The organism is Actinoplanes sp. NPDC051346 (assembly GCF_040682215.1).
Lineage (GTDB): Bacteria > Actinomycetota > Actinomycetes > Mycobacteriales > Micromonosporaceae > Actinoplanes.
Map to the genome: position 1 here is coordinate 122,072 of NZ_JBFBAJ010000007.1, position 22,403 is coordinate 144,474.

A 22,403-nucleotide genomic window follows, 5' to 3' on the forward strand; every position below is an offset into this window, starting at 1 on the left:
GCCGATCTTCACAAGGTATCCACAACTCCACCCCCCTCCCTGCACGGCAGATCAATAGGCTGCTCAGCGCGGGTCGGTCCGGTGCGCCACGGGGGTGCACCGGGCGGCGCCCGCTCGGCACGCCGCGTGGCGTCGCGACGATCGTGAGAAGCCAGCGGTAAGCACGTTCAGGGGGTAGCGGCATGGAGAGCACGGCGAGGCACCCGGAGCGCCGGGTGCTCGTGGTCGAGGACGAGCCGACGATCGCCGAGGCCGTCGCCGCCCGGCTGCGCGCGGAGGGGTTCGTGGTGCACCTCGCCGCCGACGGGCCCGGCGCCGTCGAGGCCGCCCGGCGGACCCGGCCCGACGTCGTCGTCCTCGACGTCATGCTGCCGGGCTTCGACGGTCTCGAGGTGTGCCGCCGCATTCAGGCGGAGCAGCCCGTGCCCGTCCTGATGTTGACCGCCCGCGACGACGAGACGGACCTGCTGGTCGGCCTCGCGGTCGGCGCGGACGACTATCTGACCAAGCCGTTCTCCATGCGGGAGCTGACCGCGCGGGTGCATGCCCTCGTGCGCCGGGCGAACCGGACCGCCGCACCGGAGCCCGCGCCGGACATGCTCCGCGTCGGAAACCTCGAGATCAACCTCGCCGAGCGCCGCGTGCACCGCGACGGGACCGAGGCCCACCTCACCCCGACCGAGTTCGACCTGCTGGTGCACCTGGCGGGCAAGCCGCGCACGGTCCTGCCCCGCGAACGCCTGCTCGCCGACGTCTGGGGCTGGGCGGACGCCTCCGGCACGAGGACCGTGGACAGTCACATCAAGGGCCTGCGTCGCAAGCTCGGCGCCGACCTCATCCGGACCGTGCACGGCGTCGGGTACGCCCTGGAGAACGACCGATGATTGACCTGATCAGGCGGATAGCGCGGCCGATGTTCGGCTGGCTGCCCCGGCCGCTCGACCCCGTACGCTCGATCAAGGCGAAGTTGTCCCTGGCCCTGGGCTTCGCCGGCGGGGTCGGTCTGCTGATCTTCTGGTGGAGCATCGACTTCATGCGGGTGGAGCTCTCCTGGTTCGCGATCGCTGTCGCGCTCGGCCTGGTGACGCTCCAGGTGATGGCCCACGGCGCGACCGTGCCCCTGCGCGAGATGACGGACGCCGCCAAGGCGATGGCCCGCGGGGACTACACCCGCCGGGTGCGCGCGACCTCGCGCGACGAGGTCGGCGAGCTCGCCACGGCGTTCAACCAGATGGCCGCCGACCTGGCCGCCGCCGACCAGCAGCGGCGCGAACTGATCGCCAACGTCTCGCACGAACTGCGCACCCCCATCACCGCGCTGCGCGGCCTCCTGGAGAACATCGTCGACGGCGTCTCCAGCGCGGAACCCGAGACGATGCGCACCGCACTCTCACAGACCGAACGCCTCGGCCGCCTCGTCGCCGAACTGCTCGACCTGTCCCGCCTGGACGCGGGCGTAATGCCGATGGCCCACGACCCGATCGAGCTGCGGGAGTTCCTCGACGGCGTGGTCCGCGAAGCGCGCGTCAACGCCGACGGAGCCGGCCACGATGTGCGGTTCGAAATGGCCGTCCCACGGATCCGCCTCACCGGCGACCGCGAGCGCCTCCACCAGGTCTTCGCCAACCTGCTCGACAACGCCACCCGCCACAGCCCGCCGGGCGGCACGGTAGCCGTCCGCGCGGAGCGCCACGACGGCCACGTCCTCATCGCCGTGACCGACGAGGGCGAGGGCATCCCGCCCGCCGACCGGGAACGGGTCTTCGAACGCTTCACCCGAGGTGAGCGGGCCAAGGACGGCGGCACCGGCCTCGGCCTGGCCATCGCCCACTGGGTGGTGCAACTGCACCGGGGCACGATCGCCGTCGCGGAACCGCCGGCCGAACTGACCCGCCCCGGTTGCCACATCCACGTTTCACTTCCCCTCGACCCGGCTTGATCCGCAGGAGACGACTCATGTCAACGAGCACCCCACCCCCGGAGCAACCGGCCCCTACCCGTCCGACAGGGCCCCCTCCACAACCCGGTCCAACCGACTCCGCGGAACCGCCCGCTGCGCCCGCGCCGCCCACAGGACCGGCAACATCCACCGCCGCGGCTGCGCCTGCGCCTGCGGGACCATCTCCCGCCGGGCCCGGGCCCTCGGGGCCGGCGGCGTCTCCCGCCGCGCCCGGGCCCTCGGGGCCGGCGGCGTCTCCGGCTGCGGCCGCTGGAGCGCCGGTGCTTGCCGCTGGTCCTGCCGGGGGTATGCGGCCGGCTGCCGTCGTAGCGCCGCTCTTCGGCCCGTGGGCGCACAGGTCACTCTTCGGTCGCCGGTGGCCGGGCCCCGGTCGGCCCGCCTCGCCCGCGGCCACCGCCTCGATCATCTCGGCTGCCGTCGTCGCGGCGCTCGCCATACCCCTGGACCGCGCGGGAATCGGCTGGGCCGTCGCCGCCATAGCGGGAGTCGTGGCGCTGATCGTCGCGCGGGCCTGGCCGGCGAAGCCCGGTCCCACCGCGCCCGAGCCGCTGGTGACCTGGCGCCCCCGGACGCTGGGCCCCATCCGATTTCTCTGGTCGGCGGCTACCGTCGCCCTGCTCACCGTCGGCACCTTCCGCGCCGCCGGCTGGCTGTTCCTGCTCTGCCTCGCCACGGCGCTGTTCACCGGCATCCTCGCCGTCGCGGGCGGTCGCTCGGCCCGCGGCATGACCCTCGCGGTGATCCTGGCTCCCTTCGCCGGGCTGCGAGCACAGCTCTGGCTCACGCGAAGCCTGACCCGGCAACAGCAGGGCGGCGGCCGCTCGCGGCTCGCCGCGACTGTCGTCGTCTCGCTGGCACTGCTCATCGTGTTCGGATCGCTGTTCGCCTCGGCGGACGCGGCTTTCGCCCGCATCGTCACCTCGGTCGTGCCCGACATCGGCGCCGCGACGGTCACCAGGTGGATCTTCGTCTTCGCGGTGGCGACGTTCGCGCTGGGTGGTGCCGCGTTCCTGCGGGCCGCGCCGCCGGACCTGCCGGAATCGTCCGGCACGGGCCGCCGCGTGACCCGGCTCGAATGGGCGATCCCGTTGTCCCTGCTCGTCCTGCTCTTCGCGCTCTTCGTCGGCGTGCAGTTGACCGTCCTTTTCGGAGGCGCGCGCCATGTACTGGCCGAAGGCCTCACCTACGCCGAGTACGCCCGCAGCGGCTTCTGGCAGTTGCTCGTCGTCACCGGTCTCACCCTGCCCGTGCTGGCCGGCGCGGCCCGGTGGGCGCCCCGGGAGACGCGCGCCGACCGGGTGCTGATCCGCGCGGTGCTCGGCACCCTCGCCGTGCTCACGCTCGTCATCGAGGCGTCGGCGCTGCACCGCATGGACCTCTACGCCGACACGTACGGCCTGACTCGCCTGCGTGTCCTGGTAGCGCTCTGCGAACTGTGGCTGGGCGTCGTCTTCCTGCTCGTGCTCGGTGCGGGCGTACGGCTGCGGGCGGCGTGGCTGCCCCGCACCGTGGTGGCCGTGGGCGTCCTTGCCCTGCTCGGCCTCGCCGCGGCCAACCCCGACCGCCTCATCGCCGACCACAACGTCACCCGGTACGAGAAGACCGGCAAACTCGACACCTCGTACCTGTCCCAGCTCTCCCCGGACGCGGTGCCGGCACTCGACCGGCTCGACGGATCCTCGCGAGACTGTGCACTGGGGCCGATCGCTCTGGACATGAACGTCGACCCGGACGACTGGCGGGGCTGGAACCTGGGCCGGTGGCAGGCCCGCGACCTGCTGGCGAAGAAGCCGGTGACGATGAACCGAGGGTGTCTGGGCTCTCAGCCGACGACCCGGTGAGACGACCTGGTAAGACGACCCCGGCGAGCCGCCCCGGTGAGACGCCTTGACTTTGTCGCCGGAGCGGCAAGACTGCCGGTCATGAACGACGTCCCGGGTGCGACCGGCAAACCGCCACGCACCCGGGTCGTGCTCGGCGAGGCCGCGGCCCGCCGCCCGGTCCAGGAACCAGCCCGCCGCCTGATCCCGGAACCGAGCCGCCGCCCGGGGTCCGACCCGCACCGGCGCGCCGGCTCGGATCCGGCGCGCCGGTTCGCCTACGACCCGGCTCGTGCCGATCTGGCCGAGCAGACGCCCGTCGGCGAGGCGCTGGTGAAGGGCCTGGTGCGGGCCCAGCTCGCACTGGCGATCCGGCTGAGCCTGGTCGTCGCCGCCGGGCTGGGTGCACTGCCGCTGCTGTTCGCCGTGGCGCCCGCGGTGGGCCAGGCCAAGGTCTTTGGCGTCAACCTGCCGTGGGTGCTGCTGGGATTCCTGTCCTTTCCATTCCTGGTCGTCGTGGGCGCGGCCTACGTGCGCTGGGCCGAACGCAACGAGCAGGACTTCACCGCCGTCATCCGCAGGCCCGAGGGGTGAACCCGTACGTCGTGCCGGGGCTGGTCGTGGTCGTCCTGGTCACGGTCGGCATCGGCGCGTACGGGTTGCGGTTCGCCCGGACCACGTCGGACTTCCTCGTGGCCTCCCGATCGGTGAGCCCGGCCTGGAACGCCGCCGCGATCGGCGGCGAGTACCTTTCCGCCGCCTCCTTCCTCGGAGTCGCGGGCCTGGTGCTGCGCTACGGCGTCGACGTCCTCTGGTATCCGGTCGGATTCGCCGCCGGCTATCTGGCCCTGCTGCTGTTCGTGGCGGCACCGCTGCGCCGGTCCGGGGCCTTCACCCTGCCCGACTTCTGCCAGGTCCGTTTGCGGTCGCCGCTGTTGCGCCGCCTGGCGACCGTCTTCGTCGTCTTCATCGGCTGCCTCTACCTGCTGCCCCAGTTGCAGGGCGCGGGCCTCACGTTCACCACGGTCACCGGCGGCCGGTACGAGTGGGGCGCGCTGCTGGTCGGCATCGTCGTCACCGCCAACGTCGCCCTCGGCGGGATGCGGGCCATCACCTTCGTGCAGGCGTTCCAGTACTGGCTCAAGCTCACCGCTCTGGCCGTACCCGTCATCTTCCTGGCGTTGCAGTGGCAGTCGGACGGACGCCCGGCCGTCACGCCGCCGTCCGGCCCGGTCTTCTCGGCGGCGACGACCGTCGTGATCGAGCAGGACGCCCTGCTGGACGGCTCGGTCCGGGTGCGCGCGGGTGAGGAACTGAGCTTCGCGGCGGGCGACCCGGTGCCCCGCGTCAGCTCGGTCGACGACAACCGCGGGCTGGACTGGCTGCTGCCGGGCGGCGACGAGGGCCTGTTCGCGACGTATTCGCTGATCCTGGCGACGTTCCTGGGCACGATGGGGCTGCCGCACGTCCTGGTTCGCTTCTACACCAATCCGGACGGCGCGTCGGCTCGGCGCACGACCCTCGTCGTCCTGGCCCTGGTCGGGCTCTTCTACCTGCTGCCGACTTTGTACGGCGTCCTGGGACGCGTCTACACGCCACATTTGCTGATGACCGGGCGCACGGATGCCGTGGTGCTGGTGCTGCCGGAGGCCGCGCTGGGCGGGGGACACCTGGGCCAGTTCCTCGGGGCCCTGGTGACCGCAGGTGCGCTGGCCGCATTCCTGTCCACGTCGTCGGGCCTGCTGACCAGCGTCGCGGGAGTGGTCTTCACCGACGTCCTGCACGCCGATCGTGGCGGATCCGTGCGGGACTTCCGCCTTGCCACCGTGCTGGCGGCGGTCGTACCCATGGCGTTGTCGCTCTATGTGGCCGACATGGATGTGTCGCGGGTGGTGGGACTCGCCTTCGCGGTCGCGGCCTCGAGCTTCTGCCCGCTGCTGGTGCTGGGCATCTGGTGGCGGGGGCTGACAGACGTCGGCGCGGCGGCCGGGATCCTGGCGGGCGGCGGCGCGGCCATGGCCGCGGCGCTACTGACAGTGATGGGCTCACCGCTGGACGGTTGGCCGGGGGAGTTGATCGGACAGCCTGCCGCGTGGACCGTGCCGCTGGCTTTCGCCGTAATGGTCGGGGGATCCCTGCTGACGAAACGCCGTATACCGCAGGATATCGGCGCGACCATGCTGCGATTGCACGCTCCTGAATCGCTCCGGCTCTGAAGCTTTAGGAAATATAAAGAAAGTTATCTGAACTCTGCGACGCCGACCCTCCGTATAACACGATGCTGCTACGGGGCAGCTCGTCGAACGAGAAGGAGCGGTGCATGTACCGGAAAAGCAGAATGACCGGCCGGACCCGCAAGGTGCTGATCGGCGTCGCCGCCGCGGCCCTCGCCGGCGGCGCCTTCGCCGTCAGCACGGGGATGAGCAGCGCGGGTGAGAGCTGCGCCGGCCTGGACACCGCCCTTCAGAACAACCTGAACTTCATCGCCGGCCAGAAGGCGAACCCCGACTCGCAGTCACAGGCCCGGATCGCGAACCGGCAGGCCGTCGTGGACCTCATCAACCAGCGCCGCGCCGCCGCCGGCTGCTCCGGCGACGTGCAGGCTCAGCCGCAGGGCCAGGGTCAGGGCAACGGCCAGGGCCAGGGCCAGGGCCAGGGCAACGGCCAGGGCCAGGGCAACGGTCAAGGCCAGGGCGGCGCCGGCGAGGTCGTCTGCAAGGGCTCGACGGTCACCCTCTCCGGCGAGGCCGGCGCCCCCGCCGCGACCAGCGGTGACTTCCCGGTCGGCACCACCCTCAAGGTGACCAACCTGGACAACAACAAGAGCATCACCGTCAAGGTGGCGGGTCCGTCCGGCAGCTGCGTCCTGCTCAACAACGCCGCGTTCGAGCAGGTTCGCGAGCCGGGCAAAAACCTCATCCGACGCGCCGTAATCGAGCGCGTGGGCCAGGGCCAGGGCAACGGCCAGGGCCAGGGCCAGGGCCAGGGCAACGGTCAAGGCCAGGGCCAGGGCAACGGTCAAGGCCAGGGTCAGGGTCAGGGTCAGGGCAACGGCCAGGGCCAGGGTCAGGGCGGCGCCGGCGAGGTCGTCTGCAAGGGCTCGACGGTCACTCTCTCCGGCGAGGCCGGCGCCCCCGCCGCCTCCAGCGGTGACTTCCCGATCGGCACCACCCTCAAGGTGACCAACCTGGACAACAACAAGAGCACCACCGTCAAGGTCGCCTCCCCGTCCGGCAGCTGCGTCCTGCTCAACAACGCCGCGTTCGAACAGGTTCGCGAGCCGGGCAAAAACCTCATCCGACGTGCCGTGATCGAACGCATTGGATAAGCCTCGTATCGGCGCGAGAAGCGGCCCGGACCACCAACGGGGGTGGCCCGGGCCGCTTAGTAACCGCTAAGTTCTCGGGCTATGACCGTCCCCCACCAGCGCACTCACCCCGAATCCGCGTTGGCATTGCACGGTCTCGTAAAGCGATTTGAAACAAAGGTCGCGGTTGCCGGAATTGACCTCGACGTCCCGGCGGGTTCCTTCTTCGGCCTGCTCGGTCCCAATGGCGCCGGCAAAACCACGACTTTGTCCATGGCGGTCGGTCTGTTGCGGCCCGACGCGGGACAGGCCCGGGTCCTCGGGTACGACGTATGGGCCGACCCGATCGCGGCGAAGGCCCGGATCGGCGTCCTGCCCGACGGCGTACGCCTCTTCGACCGGCTCACCGGCACCGAACTGCTCGCATATCACGGGCTGCTGCGCGGCATGGACGCCGGCGATGTCGACCGGCGCGCCGCCGAGCTGATGGACGTGCTGGAGTTGGGCACGGGCAACCGCACCCTCGTCGTCGACTACTCCGCCGGCATGAAGAAGAAGATCGGCCTCGCCTGCGCGCTGCTGCACGCGCCGCGCCTGCTGGTGCTGGACGAGCCGTTCGAGGCCGTCGACCCGGTCTCGGCCGCCCTGATCCGCGACATCCTGCACCGGTACGTGGCCGGCGGCGGCACCGTGGTCTTCTCGAGCCACGTCATGGCGGTCGTCGAGCGGCTGTGCAGCCACGTCGCGATCATGGCGGATGGCGCCATCCGGGTGCGCGGCACCCTGGCCGAGGTCCGCGGCGACCGCTCGCTGGAGGACGTGTTCGTCGAGGTAGTCGGCGGACGCACGGCGACCGGCTCGGAACTCGCGTGGCTGTGAAGGCCCACCACTTCGTTCGGCTGAAGCTGCGGCTGACCGCCAACGGCCTGCGTGGCCAGTCGTGGCGAGTGGTCATGTTCGTGCTCGGCGCCCTGTTCGGCCTCTTCGGAGCATTTACCGGCTACATCATCTTCTGCCTTCCCGGTCTGCTCGAGAAGCAACGCGCGGCCGAGATCGTCACCCCGCTCGGCGGTGCCCTCATCGTCCTGAGCTGGTTGTTCGTGCCGCTGCTGCTGTTCGGCGTTGACGAGTCGCTCGACCCGGCCCGGTTCGCGCTCCTGCCACTGCGCCGACCCACATTGATCAAGGGTCTGCTGGTGGCGTCGCTGGTCGGCCTGCCCGCCCTAGCCACGTTCGTCGCCACTCTGGGCGTGGTGCACGCGGCGGCCCGGCTCGGCGGCCCGGCCGCGGCGCTGACCGCGCTGGCGGGGGTGGCGTCCGGACTGCTGCTGTGCGTGGCGATCAGCCGGGCGGTGACCAGCGCCTTCGCCACCGCGTTGCGGAGCCGCCGGGCCCGGGATCTGGCGACCGTGCTGCTCGCGGGCACGACCGCGCTGATCGGCCCGCTGCAGATCGCCGCGCTCGCCGGCGCGCAGTACGCCGACTGGGGCCGGTTCGGCGTAGTCGCCGACGTGGTCGCGTGGACGCCGTTCGGCGCGCCTTACAGCGTGGGTCTCGATGTGGCGGCGGGCCGTGCTTGGGCCGTACCCGTCAAGTTCGTCATGGTCTTGGCCACGCTCGGCGTGCTGCTGTGGTGGTGGTCCGCGACGGTGGAGAAGGCCATGCTCGGCGCGGCCGGCGCCGGAGGTGCGCGGCAGCGGGCGGCCTCGCGGCGCGGGGCGGTGGCCGAGCTCGTGCCTCGCTGGCTGCCCGCCAACCGGTTCGGCGCGCTGACCGCGCGGGAGGTGCGCTACTGGTGGCGCGAGACCCGGCGGCGCGCCAGCCTGATCACGTTCTTCGTCATCGGCGTCTTCCTGCCGGTGTTCGTCACGCTGGGCAGCGAGTCCTCCACGACACCGACAGGAATGCTGATCTTCGTCGGCGCACTCGCGGCGGCCACGCTGGCCAACCAGTTCGGCTTCGAGGGCAGCGCCTACGCGGCCAACGTCGTGGCCGGCGTCCCCGGGCGCGTCGAGCTGACGTCGCGGGTCGCGGGCTTCACCGTGTACGCCGGGCCGGCCCTGGTCGCGATCACGCTGGTGGTGGGCGGGGTGACGAACCGGCCGCAGGAGATTCCGGCCCTGTTCGGCACGCTCGTGGCCGCCTTCGCGGTGGGGCTCGCGATCGTGCTGCCGGTCTCGGTGGGCGCGGCGTACCCGCTGCCCGACACCGTCAACCCGTTCGCCATGTCCTCCGGCGGCGGCATGGCGAAGGGCCTGCTGAGCATCGGGGCGCTGTTCGGCACGGCACTCGCGACCGCGCCGCTGCTGCTGGGCTCGTGGCTACTGGGGGACGCCTGGCTGTGGCTGGGGCTCCCGATCGGCGTGGGTTACGGCGCGGCGGCGTTCGCGATCGGGCTCCGCCTGACCGGCCCCATGCTGGATCGGCGGATGCCCGAACTGCTCGCCACGGTGAGCGCCGCTCAATAGACCGTGCCCATCGCCTCCCGCACCTTCCGCAGGGTCTGATCCGCGATCGTGTTCGCCCGGGCGTTTCCCGCTCGGAGGACCGATCGCACGAAATCCGGATCCTTCGCGTACGCCGCCCGCCGCTCCCTCATCGGAGCCAGGAATTCGTTGACGGCGTCGGTGACCATCCGCTTGAGCGCGGCCGCCCCGGCCCCACCGACCTCGGCCGCGACGTCGTGCGGATCCCGGCCCAGGCAGAGCGCGGCGAGCTGGACCAGCCCGGAGACTCCCGGCCGGCGCTCCGGGTCGTACGTGATGTGCCGGTCGGCGTCGGTGGTCGCCGATCGGACCAGCCGTGCCGTCTCGTCCGGGGTCGCGGACAGCGCGATCGCGTTGCCACGGCTCTTGCTCATCTTTCGACCGTCGGTGCCCGCCAGTAGCGGGGCGTTGCTAAGCAGCCCCTCCGGAATGGCAAAGACCGGGCCGTACCGCTCGTTGAAGCGCCGCGCGACCGTACGCGTGACCTCGATGTGCGGGAGCTGGTCCTGCCCGACCGGCACGAGGTTGCCCCCGCAGAAGAGGATGTCCGCGGCCTGATGCACCGGGTAGGTGAACATCAGTCCGCTGACCGAGCTCTGCCGCGAGTGCAGGATCTCGTCCTTGACGGTCGGGTTCCGTTGCAGCTCAGGCACGGTGACCAGGCTGAGAAACGGCAGCAGCAGCTGGTTGAGGGCGGGCACGGCGCTGTGCGCGAAGATCGTGGCCCGATCCGGGTCCAGCCCGGCGGCCAGATAGTCGAGCACGAGCCCGTCGACGGTCTCTCCCAGCCGGTCCGCCACGTCCCGGTCGGTCAGCACCTGGTAGTCCGCGACGATGACGAACATGTCGACGCCGCGCCGCTGAAGCTCGACCCGGTTCCGCAGGGTGCCGAAGTAGTGGCCGAGGTGCAGCGGGCCGGTCGGCCGGTCGCCGGTGAGCACGCGGAAGTCGCGCGGGGCGGCGGCGATGCGTGCCTCGAGCGGAGTGGTCGTGGTGATCATCTCTGTCTCCTCAGGGTCGCCGGACGGCCCCGCGGAAAGCAGAACGGGCCGTCCGAACGGACGGCCCGAGCGCGAAGGGGTAGCCGTCCCTAGGACGACCACCAGCTCTGCACGCGCACGGTATTCACACCGACCACCCTACCGGGCGTGCACCGGCAGAATGTTTCACGTGAATCCTGAGCCCGGAGTCCATATCCACTCCACCGACCCCTTCGCCACGCCGGATCAGGACAAGTCGCCGATCCGACGGCTCCGCGGACGGCTGGCCGCGCCCGTCACGCTCTGGACGGCTCCCGGCCCGGCCGGGCTCACCGTCTCCTCCATGCTCGTCGCCGACGGCGATCCCGGCCGGGTGCTCGGCCTCGTCGACGAGGAAAGTGACTTCTTCGACGCCGCCATGGCAGCGCGGCGATTCGCCGTTACTCCACTCGGCCCCGGCAACGAGCAACTCTCCGACAAATTTGCCGGGCTGATGCCGGCTCCCGGCGGGCTGTTCGCGGGCGGCGACTGGATCGAGACCCCGTTCGGCCCGGTTCCCGGGTGGGCCGGGACCTGGGCGGGCTGCCTGATTGACGCGGAACGCCCGTACGGATGGGCAAAGCTCATCGAGGCCACGATCGAGACCGTGGTCCTCGGTGACGAGACCGACCCGGGGCCGTTGCTGCACTTCCGCGGCCGTTACCGGCGGCTTGACCGATAGGCGCACCCCGGCAGCCGCTCGGCGCACCCGCCGACCAGCGGCCTATTTCGATCGCTTCCCGTTCGTACGGTGCTCGAAGACCTGAACCCCACATAAAAGGTGGTGAGCCCGTTGACGACCGATGCGACCCCGGCCGAGAGATACCTGGAGGTCCAGCGCTCCGCCGAGTTCTCCGCGCTACGCCGGAAACTGCGCAACTTCGTCTTCCCGATGACGGTCGCGTTCTTCCTCTGGTACGCGCTGTATGTCCTGCTGTCCGCGTACGCCCGCGGTTTCATGTCCGTGAAGCTGGTCGGCAACATCAACGTCGCCCTGCTCCTCGGCCTGCTGCAGTTCGTCTCGACGTTCCTGATCGCCTGGTACTACTCGCGCTACGCCGCGCGAGAGCTCGACCCGATCGCCGACAAGATCGGCAACGAGCTGGCCGGCACGGCCGTTCCCGCCGCCCGCAAGCCGGAGGCCACCACGACGGACACGGAGGCGGCGAAGTGATCGAGTCCCACGTCCGGCTCGCGGCCGAGGCATCGACCTCGACGAGCCGCACCCTGACCATCACGCTCTTCCTGGTCTTCGTCGCGATCACCCTCGGGATCACCGTCTGGGCCAGCCGTCAGACCAAGACGGCCACCGACTTCTACGCCGGCGGCCGCCAGTTCTCCGGCTTCCAGAACGGCATGGCGATCGGCGGCGACTACATGTCGGCGGCGTCCTTCCTGGGCATCGCGGGCCTCATCGCCCTGTACGGCTACGACGGCTTCCTCTACTCGATCGGCTTCCTCGTGGCGTGGCTCGTCGCGTTGCTGCTGGTCGCGGAGTTCCTGCGTAACTCCGGCCGCTACACGATGGCCGACGTGCTGGCGTTCCGGATGCGCCAGCGCCCGGTCCGCACGGCCGCGTCCGTCAGCACCATCGTGGTGTCGATCTTCTATCTGATCGCCCAGATGGTCGGCGCCGGTGCGCTGGTGAGCCTGTTGCTGGGCATCAAGGCCGACACGACCTTCCTGGGCATGGACGCCGCCACCGCCAAGGTCGCCACGATCATCCTCGTGGGCGCTCTGATGATCGTGTACGTCGTGGTGGGCGGCATGAAGGGCACCACCTACGTCCAGATCGTCAAGGCGTTCATGCTGATGACCGGCGCGCTGGTGATGACCCTGCTGGTGCTGGCGCACTACAAGTTCAACCTGTCGGCGCTGCTCGGCGACGCCGCCGAGCGGTCCGGCAAGGGCGCGGCGTTCCTGGAGCCCGGCCTGCGATACGGGGTCGAGACCGCCAGCGCCGCGACCACCTTCTACAGCAAGATGGACCTGCTCTCGCTGGGCATCGCGCTGGTGCTGGGCACGGCCGGCCTGCCGCACATCCTCACCCGCTTCTACACGGTGCCGACCAGCCGCGTGGCCCGCAAGAGCGTGCTCTGGGCGATCGGCATCATCGGCACCTTCTACCTGTTCACCCTGGCGCTGGGCTTCGGCGCGGCGGCCCTCGTGGGCGGCTCGGCGATCACCGCGCAGGACAAGGCGGGCAACACGGCCGCGCCGCAGCTCGCCCAGGCGCTCGGCATCGACTACCTCGGCGGCGAGACCGGCGGCGCGGTGCTGCTGGCGATCATCGCAGCGGTCGCCTTCGCCACGATCCTGGCGGTGGTGGCCGGCCTGACCCTGGCGTCGTCGTCGAGTGTGGCGCACGACTTCTACGCCAGCGTGATCAAGCGTGGTCAGGCGGGCGAGCGCGACGAGGTGCGGGTGGCCCGCATCTCCGCGTTCGTGATCGGGGCGGTCGCGATCGTGTTGTCGATCTTCGCCCAGAGCCTCAACGTGGCGTTCCTCGTGGCGCTGGCCTTCGCGGTGGCGGCGTCGGCCAACCTGCCGGCGATCCTCTACAGCCTGTTCTGGAAGCGGTTCAACACCTCCGGAGCGCTGTGGTCGATCTACGGCGGCCTCGGCGCCGCAGTGCTGCTGGTGTTCTTCTCGCCGGTGGTGTCCGGTTCGCCGACGGCGATGTTCCCGACCTCGGACTGGCACTGGTTCCCGCTGTCCAACCCGGGCATCATCTCGATTCCGATCGGCTTCCTCTGCGGCTGGATCGGCACCGTGATTTCGAAGGAGACCGACGCCGACAAGTACGCGGAGCTCGAGGTCCGGTCCCTTACCGGCCACGGAGCGCACTGACGGCCGCGAACGTCAGGGGCCGGCGCGACTTGCGCGCCGGCCCCTTCGCCTAAAGTGGCCCTTATGGCAGTAGAGCAGCGCTTCGGCGACGGACATCGGATCCTGGTCAGCGGCGGGGCCGGCTTCGTGCCGTCGCACGCCGTGGACTCCCTCCTCGCCAGGGGCTGCACCGTCGTCGCCCTCGACAACTTCGTCACCGGCTCGAAGGACAACGTCGCCCACCTCGCCTCCGAGCCTCGGTTCACCCTCGTCGAGGCGGACGTGTCCGCGGGCCTGCCGGCCCATCCGGCGCTGGCCGAGCGGTTCGACGCGATCCTGCACATGGCTTCCCCGGCCAGCCCCACCGACTTCGCCAAGCTGCCGCTGGAGATCCTTAAGGTCGGCTCGGCCGGCACGCTGGCGCTGCTCGACCGCGCGGTCGCCGATTCGGCCCGCTTCCTGATGGCCTCGACCTCCGAGGCGTACGGCGACCCGGCCGTCCACCCGCAGCCGGAAAGCTACTGGGGCAACGTCAACCCGACCGGCGTCCGCGCCGTCTACGACGAGGCGAAGCGCTTCTCCGAGGCCGCCACGATGGCGTACCACCGGTTCCACGGGCTCGACACGGCCATCGTGCGGATCTTCAACACCTACGGTCCCCGCATGCGGCCGGACGACGGCCGGGCCATCCCGACCTTCATCTCGCAGGCCCTGCGGGGCGCACCGATCACCGTGCACGGCACCGGCACGCAGACCCGGTCCATCACCTACGTCGACGACCTGGTGCGCGGCATCCTGCTGCTGCTCGACTCGACCGAGACCGGACCGATCAACTGCGGCACCGAGCACGAGACGACGATGCTGGACCTGGCCGAGCTGATCGTGAAGCTGTCCGGCAGCTCGTCCCGCGTCGAGCTGGTCGAGCGTACGGCGGACGACCCGGAGAAGCGCCGCCCCGACCTCACCCTCGCCCGCACCCTGCTCGGCTACGAGCCGCGGGTCACGCCGGAAGAGGGGCTCCGCCGGACGATCGAGTTCTTCGCAAACTAGCGAATTTGACGCAGTAGTGAACGATTTACGAACGGTAATTGCCTCCTCCAATCGTGCCGACCCGGTGTTGATGCACGCTTTGCCTGGTTGCGGGTACGTAATCTGGAGTCATGTCTGCGATCTCGTCCCCTTGGGGTAGCCCTGCCGGCCGGGCTTCGACGCCGGGTTCCGCGGGTATGCCGGGCGCCATGAACCGCGCCTCGGTACCCGGCCCCTCCGGCCGCGTGGGCAACAATCGCCCCGGCACCGGCCGCACCTACGGCGAGCGTCCCGCGGCAAGCCCGTGGCCCGGGGGCGGCAACTCGTACGGCAGTGCCCGGCCCGCCGGCCGCACGTCCGTCGACGGCTTCGACGACTTCCCGCGTGGCGCCGGTGGGGGACCGGGCGGACCGCCGCGAGGACCGGGCGGGCGGCCCTACAAGGGCAGGCGCAAGCCGCGCTGGGGGCGCATCGCCCTCGTGACCGGTGCGGCGATCATCGTGATCGGCCTGGTCGCGGGCATCACGCTCTATGGCTACGCCAACGGGCTCAACGACGACCTCAAGCGCACGGACGCGTTCTCCGATATCACCAACGGCCGGCCGGTCAAGACGGTCGACGGCGCGGTCAACCTGCTGCTGGTCGGCAGCGACTCGCGGGACCCGGACGCCATCAAGGACGCGTCCAACCAGTGGCGCGCCGACACGATGATCATCATGCACATCCCGGCGGACCATGCCTCGGCGCAGCTCGTGTCGATCCCCCGGGACCTGTGGGTGCAGGTGCCGGAGTCCAACGACGCCGATTGCGGCACCGGCAGCCGGGCGAAGATCAACGCCGCGTTCGCCTTCGGTGGGCTGCCGCGGGCGGTCCGGACGGTCGAGTGCCTGACGGACGTGCGCCTGGACCACGTGCTCGCGATCGACTTCGGCGGCTTCAAGGAGGTCACCGACGCGCTCGGCGGCGTGGACCTCAAGGTGGAGCAGACCATCGAGTCGATCCACAAGCCGTACCGGAAGTTCACCAAGGGCACGATGCACATGGACGGCGCCGAGGCCCTCGACTGGGTCCGCCAGCGCAAGCAGTTCGCCCGCGGCGACTTCGCCCGGATGCAGCACCAGCAGGAGTTCCTCAAGGCGCTGATGGACAAGGCCGCCAGCACCGGGACGCTGACGAACCCGGCGAAGCTGAACAGCTTCCTCAAGGCGGTCACCAAGGCGATCACCGCCGACAAGGACTTCTCGTTGACCGACATGGCGCTGCAGTTCCGCAACTTGCGCGGCGACAAGCTCAAGTTCATCACGAGCCCCAACAAGGGCAGCGAGACCATCGAGGGACAGAGCGTCGTGGTCTCCGACCGGGAGAAGGCTCTCGCTTTATACCAGGCGATGGCTGCCGACAAGATGGACGAGTGGCTGACGGCGAACAGCAAGAAGCCGTCGAACCAAGCGGGCGGCTGAATCCTGTAAATTCGGTCAAACGACGCGGGTCGGCGGCAATCGCCAACCCGCGTCGTTGTGTTGACGGCGCGTGTACGTCACGGAGACAGAGCAGGTCTCGCTTGAGATCGAAGTTGAACGTACAGTGACTTCCGCCGTCGAACCCGATCGCTTGGAGAGCGCATGACCGTCCATACCACCCGACGTCCTCCGTCGTCGGATCGGGATGGCAGCCGTGGCACCCAACGCACCGGAACCCCGGCCGGCACCCCGGCCAAGCCCACGAGGCTCAAGGACCCGCTCTGGGCCAGGCTGACGATCGTCTTCGGCGCGCTGCTGATGATGGTCAGCGGTGCCACCGTCGCGGGCACCCGCTGGCTGGTCAGCAACGCGACCGGCTCGGTGACTCGAGAGAATCTGCTCGGCGACAACAAGAAGGGGTCGGCCGACGGCGGCGGCGACATCAAGGGCCCGGTCGACATCCTGCTGATGGGCGTCGACGCCCGTAAGCGCTGGGCCGTCAACGACCTGCGCTCCGACACGATCATCGCCCTGCACATCCCGGCCAGCCACGACCAGGCCTACCTCGTGTCGATCCCCCGGGACACCACGATGCAGGTGCCGGCGTTCCCCAAGTCGAACTATCCGGGCGGCACGGCGAAGGCCACCGAGGTGTTCTTCCACGGCGCCCAGAACGGCGGCGGATGGGCCGGCGGCGCGCAGCTGATGGCGCAGACGATCAAGGCCAACACGGGAATGACCTTCGACGGCGCGGCGATCATCGACTTCAACGGCTTCAAGAGCGTCATCGACGCGCTCGACGGCGTGCACATGTGCGTCGACCAGCGGGTCAAGTCCAAGCACATGATGCTGGTGGACGGCAAGCCGCTGTACCTCGCCGACGCGCGCAAGGCGAGCGGCACGAAGAAGGAAGTCTGGCACGAGAAGGGCTGCCGCGACATGGAGGGCTGGGAGGCCCTCGACTTCGCCCGCCAGCGCTACGGCCTCAAGAACGGCGACTACGACCGCCAGCGGCACCAGCAACAGCTCATCAAGGCTATGGCCAAGAAGGCGGCGAGCAGCGGCGTCCTGACCAATCCGGTCAAGGTCAACAACTTGATCAAGGCGGCCGGCAAGGCGTTCGTGCTGGACACCGGCGATGTCCCGGTCGCGGACTTCATCTTCGGCCTCAAGGGCGTGGCGGCGAACGACATGGTGCTGCTGCGCACCAACAACGGCACCTTCGCCGGCAACGGCTCCGGCGGCGAATCGATCACACCCAAGAGCATGGAGATGTACGAGGCGGTCAGGCGGGACAAGCTCACCGAGTTCATCCTCGCCAACCCGGACGTCGTGGCCAAGGAGAAGTAGTTCTACCCTGGGATCGTGTTCGGACCACAGGTACCCAGCGTGACGCCGTCGCAGGTCGAGCCCGCGGCCTTCCTGCTCGATGTGCGCGAGCCCGACGAGTGGCAGGCCGGCCACGCGCCGGAAGCCCGCCACATGCCGATGATGGAGGTCCCGGCGCGCGTCGCCGAGATCCCGAACGACACCGAGGTCGTGGTGGTCTGCCGCTCCGGCGGGCGCTCCGGCCAGGTCGTCTCCTATCTCATGAACAACGGCTGGGACAACGTCCGCAACCTCGACGGCGGCATGCAGGCATGGGCCGCCGACGGGCGCGACGTCGTCAGCGAGAACGGTCAGCCGGCCCGCGTCCTGTGACACCCGGGCGGCCTCTCGTCTTCGCGCATCGCGGCGGCGCGGACGCGCTGCCCGAGCACACGCTCGCCGCGTACCTCCGGGCACTCGACGAGGGTGCCGACGGCGTGGAATGCGACGTCCGGCTGACCCGCGACGGGCATCTCGTGTGCGTCCACGACCGCAAGCTCGACCGGACCAGCAACGGCACCGGCCGGGTCAGCGCGAAGACGCTCGCGGAACTCGACGAGCTCGATTTCGGCTCCTGGCACGCGTCCGCGGCGGCGCTGGAGGAACCGCTCGAGGACCACATCCGGCTGCTGACCCTGGACGGGCTGCTGGAGGAGCTCCGCGCATCGGGGCGCCAGGTACGGCTGCTGATCGAGACGAAGCACCCCACGCGCTACGGCGCCGAGGTCGAACGCAGGCTGGTGCGGACGCTGCACCGGCACGGGCTCGCCGAGCCGACGCCGGATCTGCCCGTACAGGTGACGGTCATGTCCTTCGCGGCACTCGCCCTGCGCCGGATCCGCGCGCTCGCGCCCGGCATCCCGACCGTCTATCTGGTGGAGATCCTTCCTCCGGGCGTCGGGCGCGGCCGGCTGCCGTTCGGCGCCCGGATCGCGGGGCCCGGCATCAATCTGGTCCGGGCACGCCCCGGACTGATACCCACGCTCCGCGCGGCGGGGCTACAGACGTACGTGTGGACCGTCAACGAGGAGATCGATCTCGAGACGGTACTGGCGCAAGGGGCGGACGGGATCATCACCGACCGCCCACGCTTCGTGATCAACCGGCTCACCAACGCACCAGAAGTGTGATGCCAGCCACTACGGGCCCGGTTAGCACCAAGATCCACGCCTTCCGGCCTGCCGAAAAGGCCGGAAGCGAGGCACACTCGCAGACATGCCGGATCGACCCGACTACGCCGCGATGACGCGGGGGCAGGTCGCGCTCCTCGAGCGGATCAGCACGGGCGACACCGGCCTCGCCATGCTCGGAAGGCTCGTCCAGCTCGCCCAGGATGTCCTCGGCGCGCTCAGCGCCGGCTTCGCCGAATTCGGCCCCGACCACGGCCGGATCATCGCCGCCAGCGGTGGCTGCGCCGGAGCCCTCGGCCGACGGGTCGCCGTACCCGAAACCGACCGGACCCAGTTCCTCCCGCTCGAAGCGGTCGACGACGCGATCGCCGGCCGCGGCGACGGCTCGGACGTGCGTTACGTGCTCGGCACACCGTGCAGGGTGGGCGGCGCAACCGTCGGCTCGCTCTACGTCTCCTACGGCGCCGGCGACGAACCGGGCCCGGAGCACCACGCCGTCATCGAACTGCTCGCCGCCACCGCCGGCCACCTGTACGGCAGGCAGGCCGGCCTCCCCGTGCACGGCGACGGCCCGGTGGTGGCCGCCCTGGCCGATGGCCTGGCGGTCGTCGACCGCGACCGCGTCGTCCAACTCTGGAACCCGGCCGCGGAACGGCTCACCGGCCGGACGACCGCCGAGGCGCTGCACCACGAGCTGCCGTTCCCGGTGCCGCCGCCCGGCCAGGTCCTGGTGCACCACCTCCCGTCGGGTCGCCGGCTCATGGTCACCTCGGGCGACCTCCCGCGCACCGCGGCCATGCGCGTCGTCACGTTCCGCGACTCGACCGACCAGGACCGCCGCCACGAGGACCGCGACCTCTTCGTCGCGGTCACCAGCCACGAGCTGCGCACGCCGGTCACCGTCATCAAGGGGTACGCCGACACACTGACGAACCACTGGGACACCCTCGGCGACCAGGGACGGCAGGACGCCGTCCGCGCGATCGGCGCCCGCGCCGGCGAGCTGGCCCGCCTGGTGGACCGGCTCCTGTCGGCCACCAGCGACGACGGCGAGATCGGCGGCTCGCCGCCCGGTTCATTCGACCTGGTGGAGGCGCTGCGGTCCGCGGCCGCCGCCCTACCGACCGGCCTACGCCGGCGGCTGGTCCTGGAGAACCTGCCGGGCGACCTTCCCAAGGCGTTCGGCGACCGCGACTCGCTCGCCACGATCCTCACCGAGCTCGCCACGAACGCCGACAAGTACTCCCCGGCGGAAACCGAGGTAACGGTGACCACGGCGGCCGACGACAGCACGGTGACGTTCCGGGTGGCGGACCGTGGCATCGGCATCCGTCCCGAACACGTCGAGCGCGCGTTCGAGCGCTACTGGCAGGACACCTCCGGCGCCGGCACGGGACTCGGCCTCTACCTCGTGCGCCGGATCGTCGAGCGCCAACACGGCTGGGTGTCCCTGCGCCCCCGCGATGGCGGCGGAACGGTGGCGGAAGTGCGTTTCCCCCGCGCCTGATCCACCGGATTCCATGATCGAAGCGGACACGGGCGGGCCGCGTACCCCGGATCCGCCGGGCACCGCCTAGGCTGGGTCGCCGTGAGCAAGCGTCGAAAGAACCCCCGAGCCGCCGCCGACGCGGCGCCCAAGCGTCAGAAGGTGCGTGACGTCTTCGTCGCCCGGCCGTTCGAGGGCCTGGCCGACGAGACCGAATGGATCGCCCTGCGCGAACTGGTCCCGGCCGCCTCCGCGCCGCTGACCCTCAAACCCGAGATCATCGAGGAGTACGGCGACCGTTCGGTCACCCTCTCCACGGTCCTGCCGATGGCCTGGCCCGCGATGAACCGCCAGGACGGCCGCATCTTCGTCGGCCTCCAACGGCACATCCAGTCAGGCGACGTCTCCCGCGACATCGCCGAGGCGATCCTGTGCGCGCTGCGCACCCCGGCGGGCGCGACCGTGGCCGTTCCCGCCCTGCCCGGCGAGGGCCCCCGCCTCCAGGACATCCTCGTCGACGGGCCGCTCACCATCGACATGCACGACGGCTTCGAGTACTGGCTCGACGCCGACCAGGCCGAGGACGCCAACGTGAAGGCGTCCCTCGAGCGCGCGAACGCGTCGATCTACCCGACCGTACGGCTGGCGGCGGCCCACGCGGCGTACTGGTGCCGGGTGCCGGACAAGGCACACGTCCGCTGGGTCCTGCCCGAGCCGGAGGACCAGGCGCTGGACGCGCTCGCCCGGCTCTCCGCCGCGGGCGAGCTGCGCCTGGGCGAGGACACCAAGTTCGCCGGCATGTTCCGCGCCCACGGCCTGCTGGTGCCGGTCTGGGACGTACCAGGCGAGCCGGAAGGCGCCGACTGGGAAGCACCCCTCGCCGACTTCTCCAAGCGCTACTCGGACACCCTCGCCGAAACCGGCCCGCTGGACAGCGCCGCCCGCCGCGCCAAGCAAGGCCTGGTCGGCCGCCAGCTAACGCTCAGATAGACGATCTGGCCGTAACCAGAGTCGCACTGCGCCCGTCGTGGTGGAGGGCGCCGAAACGGACAAGGCGCTCTCTGCCGTGGTCCGTTTCGGTGTCCTCCACCACGACCTCCAGGGGCGCAGTGCCCGCCGAGCCGCAGGCGAGGCCATCAGTAGAGCGAGGCCATCAGTAGAGTGCAGCGCGCTCTACGGGGCAGGACATGCAGCGGGGGCCGCCTCGGCCGGAGCCCAGTTCCGAGCCGCTGATGGCGATGACCTCGATGCCGGCCCATTCGAGCTGGGCGTTCGTCTCGACGTTGCGTTCGTAGGCGACGCAGAGCCTCGGCGCTAGCGCGAGGGTGTTGTTGCCGTCGTCCCACTGCTCGCGCTCGGCGGTCACCGGGTCCAGCCCGGTGTCAATGATGCGCAGGCGGTCGATGCCCATCGCCTCCGCCGCGGCGACCAGGAAGGGCCGGGACGGGCCCACCACGGGCTCATCGTCGGGACCCTTCGTCACCGGGTACGCCTGGAGCGTGTCGGCGATGTTCGGATACATCACGACGGCGTCCACGTCGACCATCGTGCAGACGGTGTCGAGGTGCATCGTGGCGCGTTCCTGCGCGATGGGGACCGCGAGGATGGTGTGGGCCAGTCCGGCCGCGAACACCCGGCGGGCGAGCCGCTCGGCGCCGGCCGGGGTCGTCCGTTCGCCGACCCCGATCGCCAGCACGTTCGGGGCGAGCAGGAGCACGTCGCCGCCCTCCACGTGCTCGAGCCCGGGGGTGTAGAGCAGCTCCGTGCCGGCGAATCGCGGATGGTAGGTGTAGATCGCCCGGGTCAGCGTGGTCTCCCGGTCGCGCGCGGGCATGGCGAGGCTGGTGACGGCGACGCGGTCGCGTACCCACACCGACGAGTCGCGGGTGAAGAGCAGGTTGGGCAGCGGGTCGATGACGAAGTCGTGCCGGTCCATGAGCTCGTAGACCAGCCCGCCGGTGCGGCCGGGGCCGGGCTTCACCTCCTCGTGCGCCAGCCCCGCCATGAGGACGTGGGCCAGATCCACGGGGCCGAGGTCGGCCAGGTGTGCCGCGACGCGTTCCCGCAGGGTGTCACCCAGCCGGTGGCTTTCCAGGACGCCCTGGGTCAGCTCGGCGCGGGCCTCGACGACCGCGAGGGTCTGCTCCAGCAGTTTGCCGAGATAGAGCACCTCGACGCCCCGGTCCCGCAGGGCCTGGGCGAAGGCGTCGTGTTCCTCCTGCGCCCGGCCCACCCAGGGGATCCCGTCGAAGAGCAGCGAGTCGTTGTTCCGGGGAGTCAGCCGGGCGAGCTCCGCACCAGGCCGGTGCAGCATGACGGTGGCGAGCCGGGCGACTTCACTGTCGACGTAAGGAGGCACGGCTCGAGCCTATGACCTTCGCGCACCGGGCGGGCGACGAGACCAGTTTGTCCTTACTGTCCGCATCCATGCTGTGACCTTCCGCCAAGATCCGAGACATGGATGCGCTACAGCTAAGGGAGGGCTAACTTGTTTTGAGGACGTTTCGGA

General features: G+C 70.5%; 18 protein-coding genes and 2 pseudogenes. 18 read left to right on the forward strand and 2 right to left on the reverse strand.

Going from position 1 to position 22,403, the window contains the following annotated elements; genetic code table 11:
* Positions 1 to 182: 182 nt before the first annotated feature.
* From AB0M36_RS18965 to AB0M36_RS19000, 8 genes and pseudogenes are all read left to right on the forward strand, one after another.
* Positions 183 to 884, forward strand: a complete 702-nt coding sequence (locus tag AB0M36_RS18965) for a response regulator transcription factor (RefSeq protein WP_364159096.1) — start codon at positions 183 to 185, stop codon at positions 882 to 884.
* Positions 881 to 1,939 carry an ATP-binding protein gene (locus tag AB0M36_RS18970; protein WP_364159099.1) on the forward strand — a complete coding sequence of 353 codons (1,059 nt, stop codon included), beginning with the start codon at positions 881 to 883 and terminating at the stop codon, positions 1,937 to 1,939. The genes AB0M36_RS18965 and AB0M36_RS18970 overlap by 4 nt, the downstream gene beginning before the upstream one ends.
* Before the next feature lie 308 nt (positions 1,940 to 2,247).
* The gene (locus AB0M36_RS18975) at positions 2,248 to 3,801 is read left to right on the forward strand and encodes a DUF4173 domain-containing protein (protein WP_364159102.1); all 1,554 of its coding nucleotides are present in this window, start codon (positions 2,248 to 2,250) and stop codon (positions 3,799 to 3,801) included.
* 81 nt (positions 3,802 to 3,882) lie between these two features.
* Positions 3,883 to 4,374 carry a hypothetical protein gene (locus AB0M36_RS18980; RefSeq protein ID WP_364159105.1) on the forward strand — a complete coding sequence of 164 codons (492 nt, stop codon included), beginning with the start codon at positions 3,883 to 3,885 and terminating at the stop codon, positions 4,372 to 4,374.
* On the forward strand, positions 4,371 to 5,996 hold the full coding sequence (locus AB0M36_RS18985; RefSeq protein ID WP_364159108.1) for a cation acetate symporter: 1,626 nt from the start codon (positions 4,371 to 4,373) through the stop codon (positions 5,994 to 5,996). Before AB0M36_RS18980 ends, AB0M36_RS18985 begins: the two co-directional genes overlap by 4 nt.
* Positions 5,997 to 6,856: 860 nt before the next feature.
* Positions 6,857 to 7,108: pseudogene (locus AB0M36_RS18990) on the forward strand (hypothetical protein); the annotation flags it as partial.
* 81 nt (positions 7,109 to 7,189) lie between these two features.
* Entirely contained in the window at positions 7,190 to 7,966 is a 777-nt protein-coding gene (locus AB0M36_RS18995) for an ABC transporter ATP-binding protein (RefSeq protein ID WP_364159110.1), read from the forward strand.
* Positions 7,963 to 9,555 carry an ABC transporter permease gene (locus AB0M36_RS19000; protein ID WP_364159629.1) on the forward strand — a complete coding sequence of 531 codons (1,593 nt, stop codon included), beginning with the start codon at positions 7,963 to 7,965 and terminating at the stop codon, positions 9,553 to 9,555. Before AB0M36_RS18995 ends, AB0M36_RS19000 begins: the two co-directional genes overlap by 4 nt.
* On the opposite strand, the gene trpS is transcribed toward AB0M36_RS19000, so the two are convergent.
* A complete protein-coding gene (gene trpS / locus AB0M36_RS19005) occupies positions 9,549 to 10,574 on the reverse strand; it encodes a tryptophan--tRNA ligase (RefSeq protein WP_364159112.1) in 1,026 nt (341 codons plus the stop codon). The genes AB0M36_RS19000 and trpS overlap by 7 nt on opposite strands.
* 142 nt (positions 10,575 to 10,716) lie before the next feature.
* Between trpS and AB0M36_RS19010 the strand changes: the two are divergent.
* The 10 genes and pseudogenes from AB0M36_RS19010 to AB0M36_RS19055 all read left to right on the forward strand — a co-directional run.
* Positions 10,717 to 11,274: pseudogene (locus AB0M36_RS19010) on the forward strand (flavin reductase family protein); the annotation flags it as partial.
* A 111-nt stretch (positions 11,275 to 11,385) separates the two neighbouring features.
* Positions 11,386 to 11,766, forward strand: a complete 381-nt coding sequence (locus tag AB0M36_RS19015) for a DUF485 domain-containing protein (protein WP_364159114.1) — start codon at positions 11,386 to 11,388, stop codon at positions 11,764 to 11,766.
* A complete protein-coding gene (locus AB0M36_RS19020) occupies positions 11,766 to 13,442 on the forward strand; it encodes a cation acetate symporter (RefSeq protein ID WP_364159631.1) in 1,677 nt (558 codons plus the stop codon). The genes AB0M36_RS19015 and AB0M36_RS19020 overlap by 1 nt, the downstream gene beginning before the upstream one ends.
* Before the next feature lie 63 nt (positions 13,443 to 13,505).
* The gene (locus tag AB0M36_RS19025) at positions 13,506 to 14,471 is read left to right on the forward strand and encodes an NAD-dependent epimerase/dehydratase family protein (RefSeq protein WP_364159117.1); all 966 of its coding nucleotides are present in this window, start codon (positions 13,506 to 13,508) and stop codon (positions 14,469 to 14,471) included.
* A 188-nt stretch (positions 14,472 to 14,659) separates the two neighbouring features.
* The gene (locus AB0M36_RS19030) at positions 14,660 to 15,910 is read left to right on the forward strand and encodes an LCP family protein (protein WP_364159119.1); all 1,251 of its coding nucleotides are present in this window, start codon (positions 14,660 to 14,662) and stop codon (positions 15,908 to 15,910) included.
* Positions 15,911 to 16,072: 162 nt separating this feature from the next.
* Entirely contained in the window at positions 16,073 to 17,260 is a 1,188-nt protein-coding gene (locus AB0M36_RS19035) for an LCP family protein (protein ID WP_364159121.1), read from the forward strand.
* A gap of 15 nt (positions 17,261 to 17,275) precedes the next feature.
* Entirely contained in the window at positions 17,276 to 17,611 is a 336-nt protein-coding gene (locus AB0M36_RS19040) for a rhodanese-like domain-containing protein (RefSeq protein WP_364159123.1), read from the forward strand.
* Entirely contained in the window at positions 17,608 to 18,408 is an 801-nt protein-coding gene (locus AB0M36_RS19045; protein WP_364159126.1) for a glycerophosphodiester phosphodiesterase family protein, read from the forward strand. Before AB0M36_RS19040 ends, AB0M36_RS19045 begins: the two co-directional genes overlap by 4 nt.
* Positions 18,409 to 18,493: 85 nt before the next feature.
* A complete protein-coding gene (locus AB0M36_RS19050) occupies positions 18,494 to 19,915 on the forward strand; it encodes an ATP-binding protein (protein WP_364159129.1) in 1,422 nt (473 codons plus the stop codon).
* Positions 19,916 to 19,996: 81 nt separating this feature from the next.
* Positions 19,997 to 20,884 carry a DUF5926 family protein gene (locus AB0M36_RS19055; protein ID WP_364159132.1) on the forward strand — a complete coding sequence of 296 codons (888 nt, stop codon included), beginning with the start codon at positions 19,997 to 19,999 and terminating at the stop codon, positions 20,882 to 20,884.
* Between the two features lie 163 nt (positions 20,885 to 21,047).
* Here the strand turns inward: AB0M36_RS19055 and AB0M36_RS19060 are convergent, their stop codons facing one another.
* Positions 21,048 to 22,253, reverse strand: coding sequence for an arginine deiminase (locus AB0M36_RS19060; protein ID WP_364159135.1), 1,206 nt, complete (start codon positions 22,251 to 22,253; stop codon positions 21,048 to 21,050).
* Between the last annotated feature and the right edge of the window lie 150 nt (positions 22,254 to 22,403).

Excerpts from the sequence above, each read along its gene's own strand:
- AB0M36_RS19025 (WP_364159117.1), top strand. The coding sequence starts at position 13,506 with ATGGCAGTAGAGCAGCGCTTCGGCGACGGACATCGGATCCTGGTCAGC.
- AB0M36_RS18970 (WP_364159099.1), top strand. The coding sequence starts at position 881 with ATGATTGACCTGATCAGGCGGATAGCGCGGCCGATGTTCGGCTGGCTG.
- AB0M36_RS18975 (WP_364159102.1), top strand. The coding sequence starts at position 2,248 with ATGCGGCCGGCTGCCGTCGTAGCGCCGCTCTTCGGCCCGTGGGCGCAC.
- AB0M36_RS18995 (WP_364159110.1), top strand. The coding sequence starts at position 7,190 with ATGACCGTCCCCCACCAGCGCACTCACCCCGAATCCGCGTTGGCATTG.
- AB0M36_RS19035 (WP_364159121.1), top strand. The coding sequence starts at position 16,073 with ATGACCGTCCATACCACCCGACGTCCTCCGTCGTCGGATCGGGATGGC.
- AB0M36_RS18965 (WP_364159096.1), top strand. The coding sequence starts at position 183 with ATGGAGAGCACGGCGAGGCACCCGGAGCGCCGGGTGCTCGTGGTCGAG.
- AB0M36_RS19050 (WP_364159129.1), top strand. The coding sequence starts at position 18,494 with ATGCCGGATCGACCCGACTACGCCGCGATGACGCGGGGGCAGGTCGCG.
- trpS (WP_364159112.1), bottom strand. The coding sequence starts at position 10,574 with ATGATCACCACGACCACTCCGCTCGAGGCACGCATCGCCGCCGCCCCG.
- AB0M36_RS19030 (WP_364159119.1), top strand. The coding sequence starts at position 14,660 with ATGAACCGCGCCTCGGTACCCGGCCCCTCCGGCCGCGTGGGCAACAAT.
- AB0M36_RS18980 (WP_364159105.1), top strand. The coding sequence starts at position 3,883 with ATGAACGACGTCCCGGGTGCGACCGGCAAACCGCCACGCACCCGGGTC.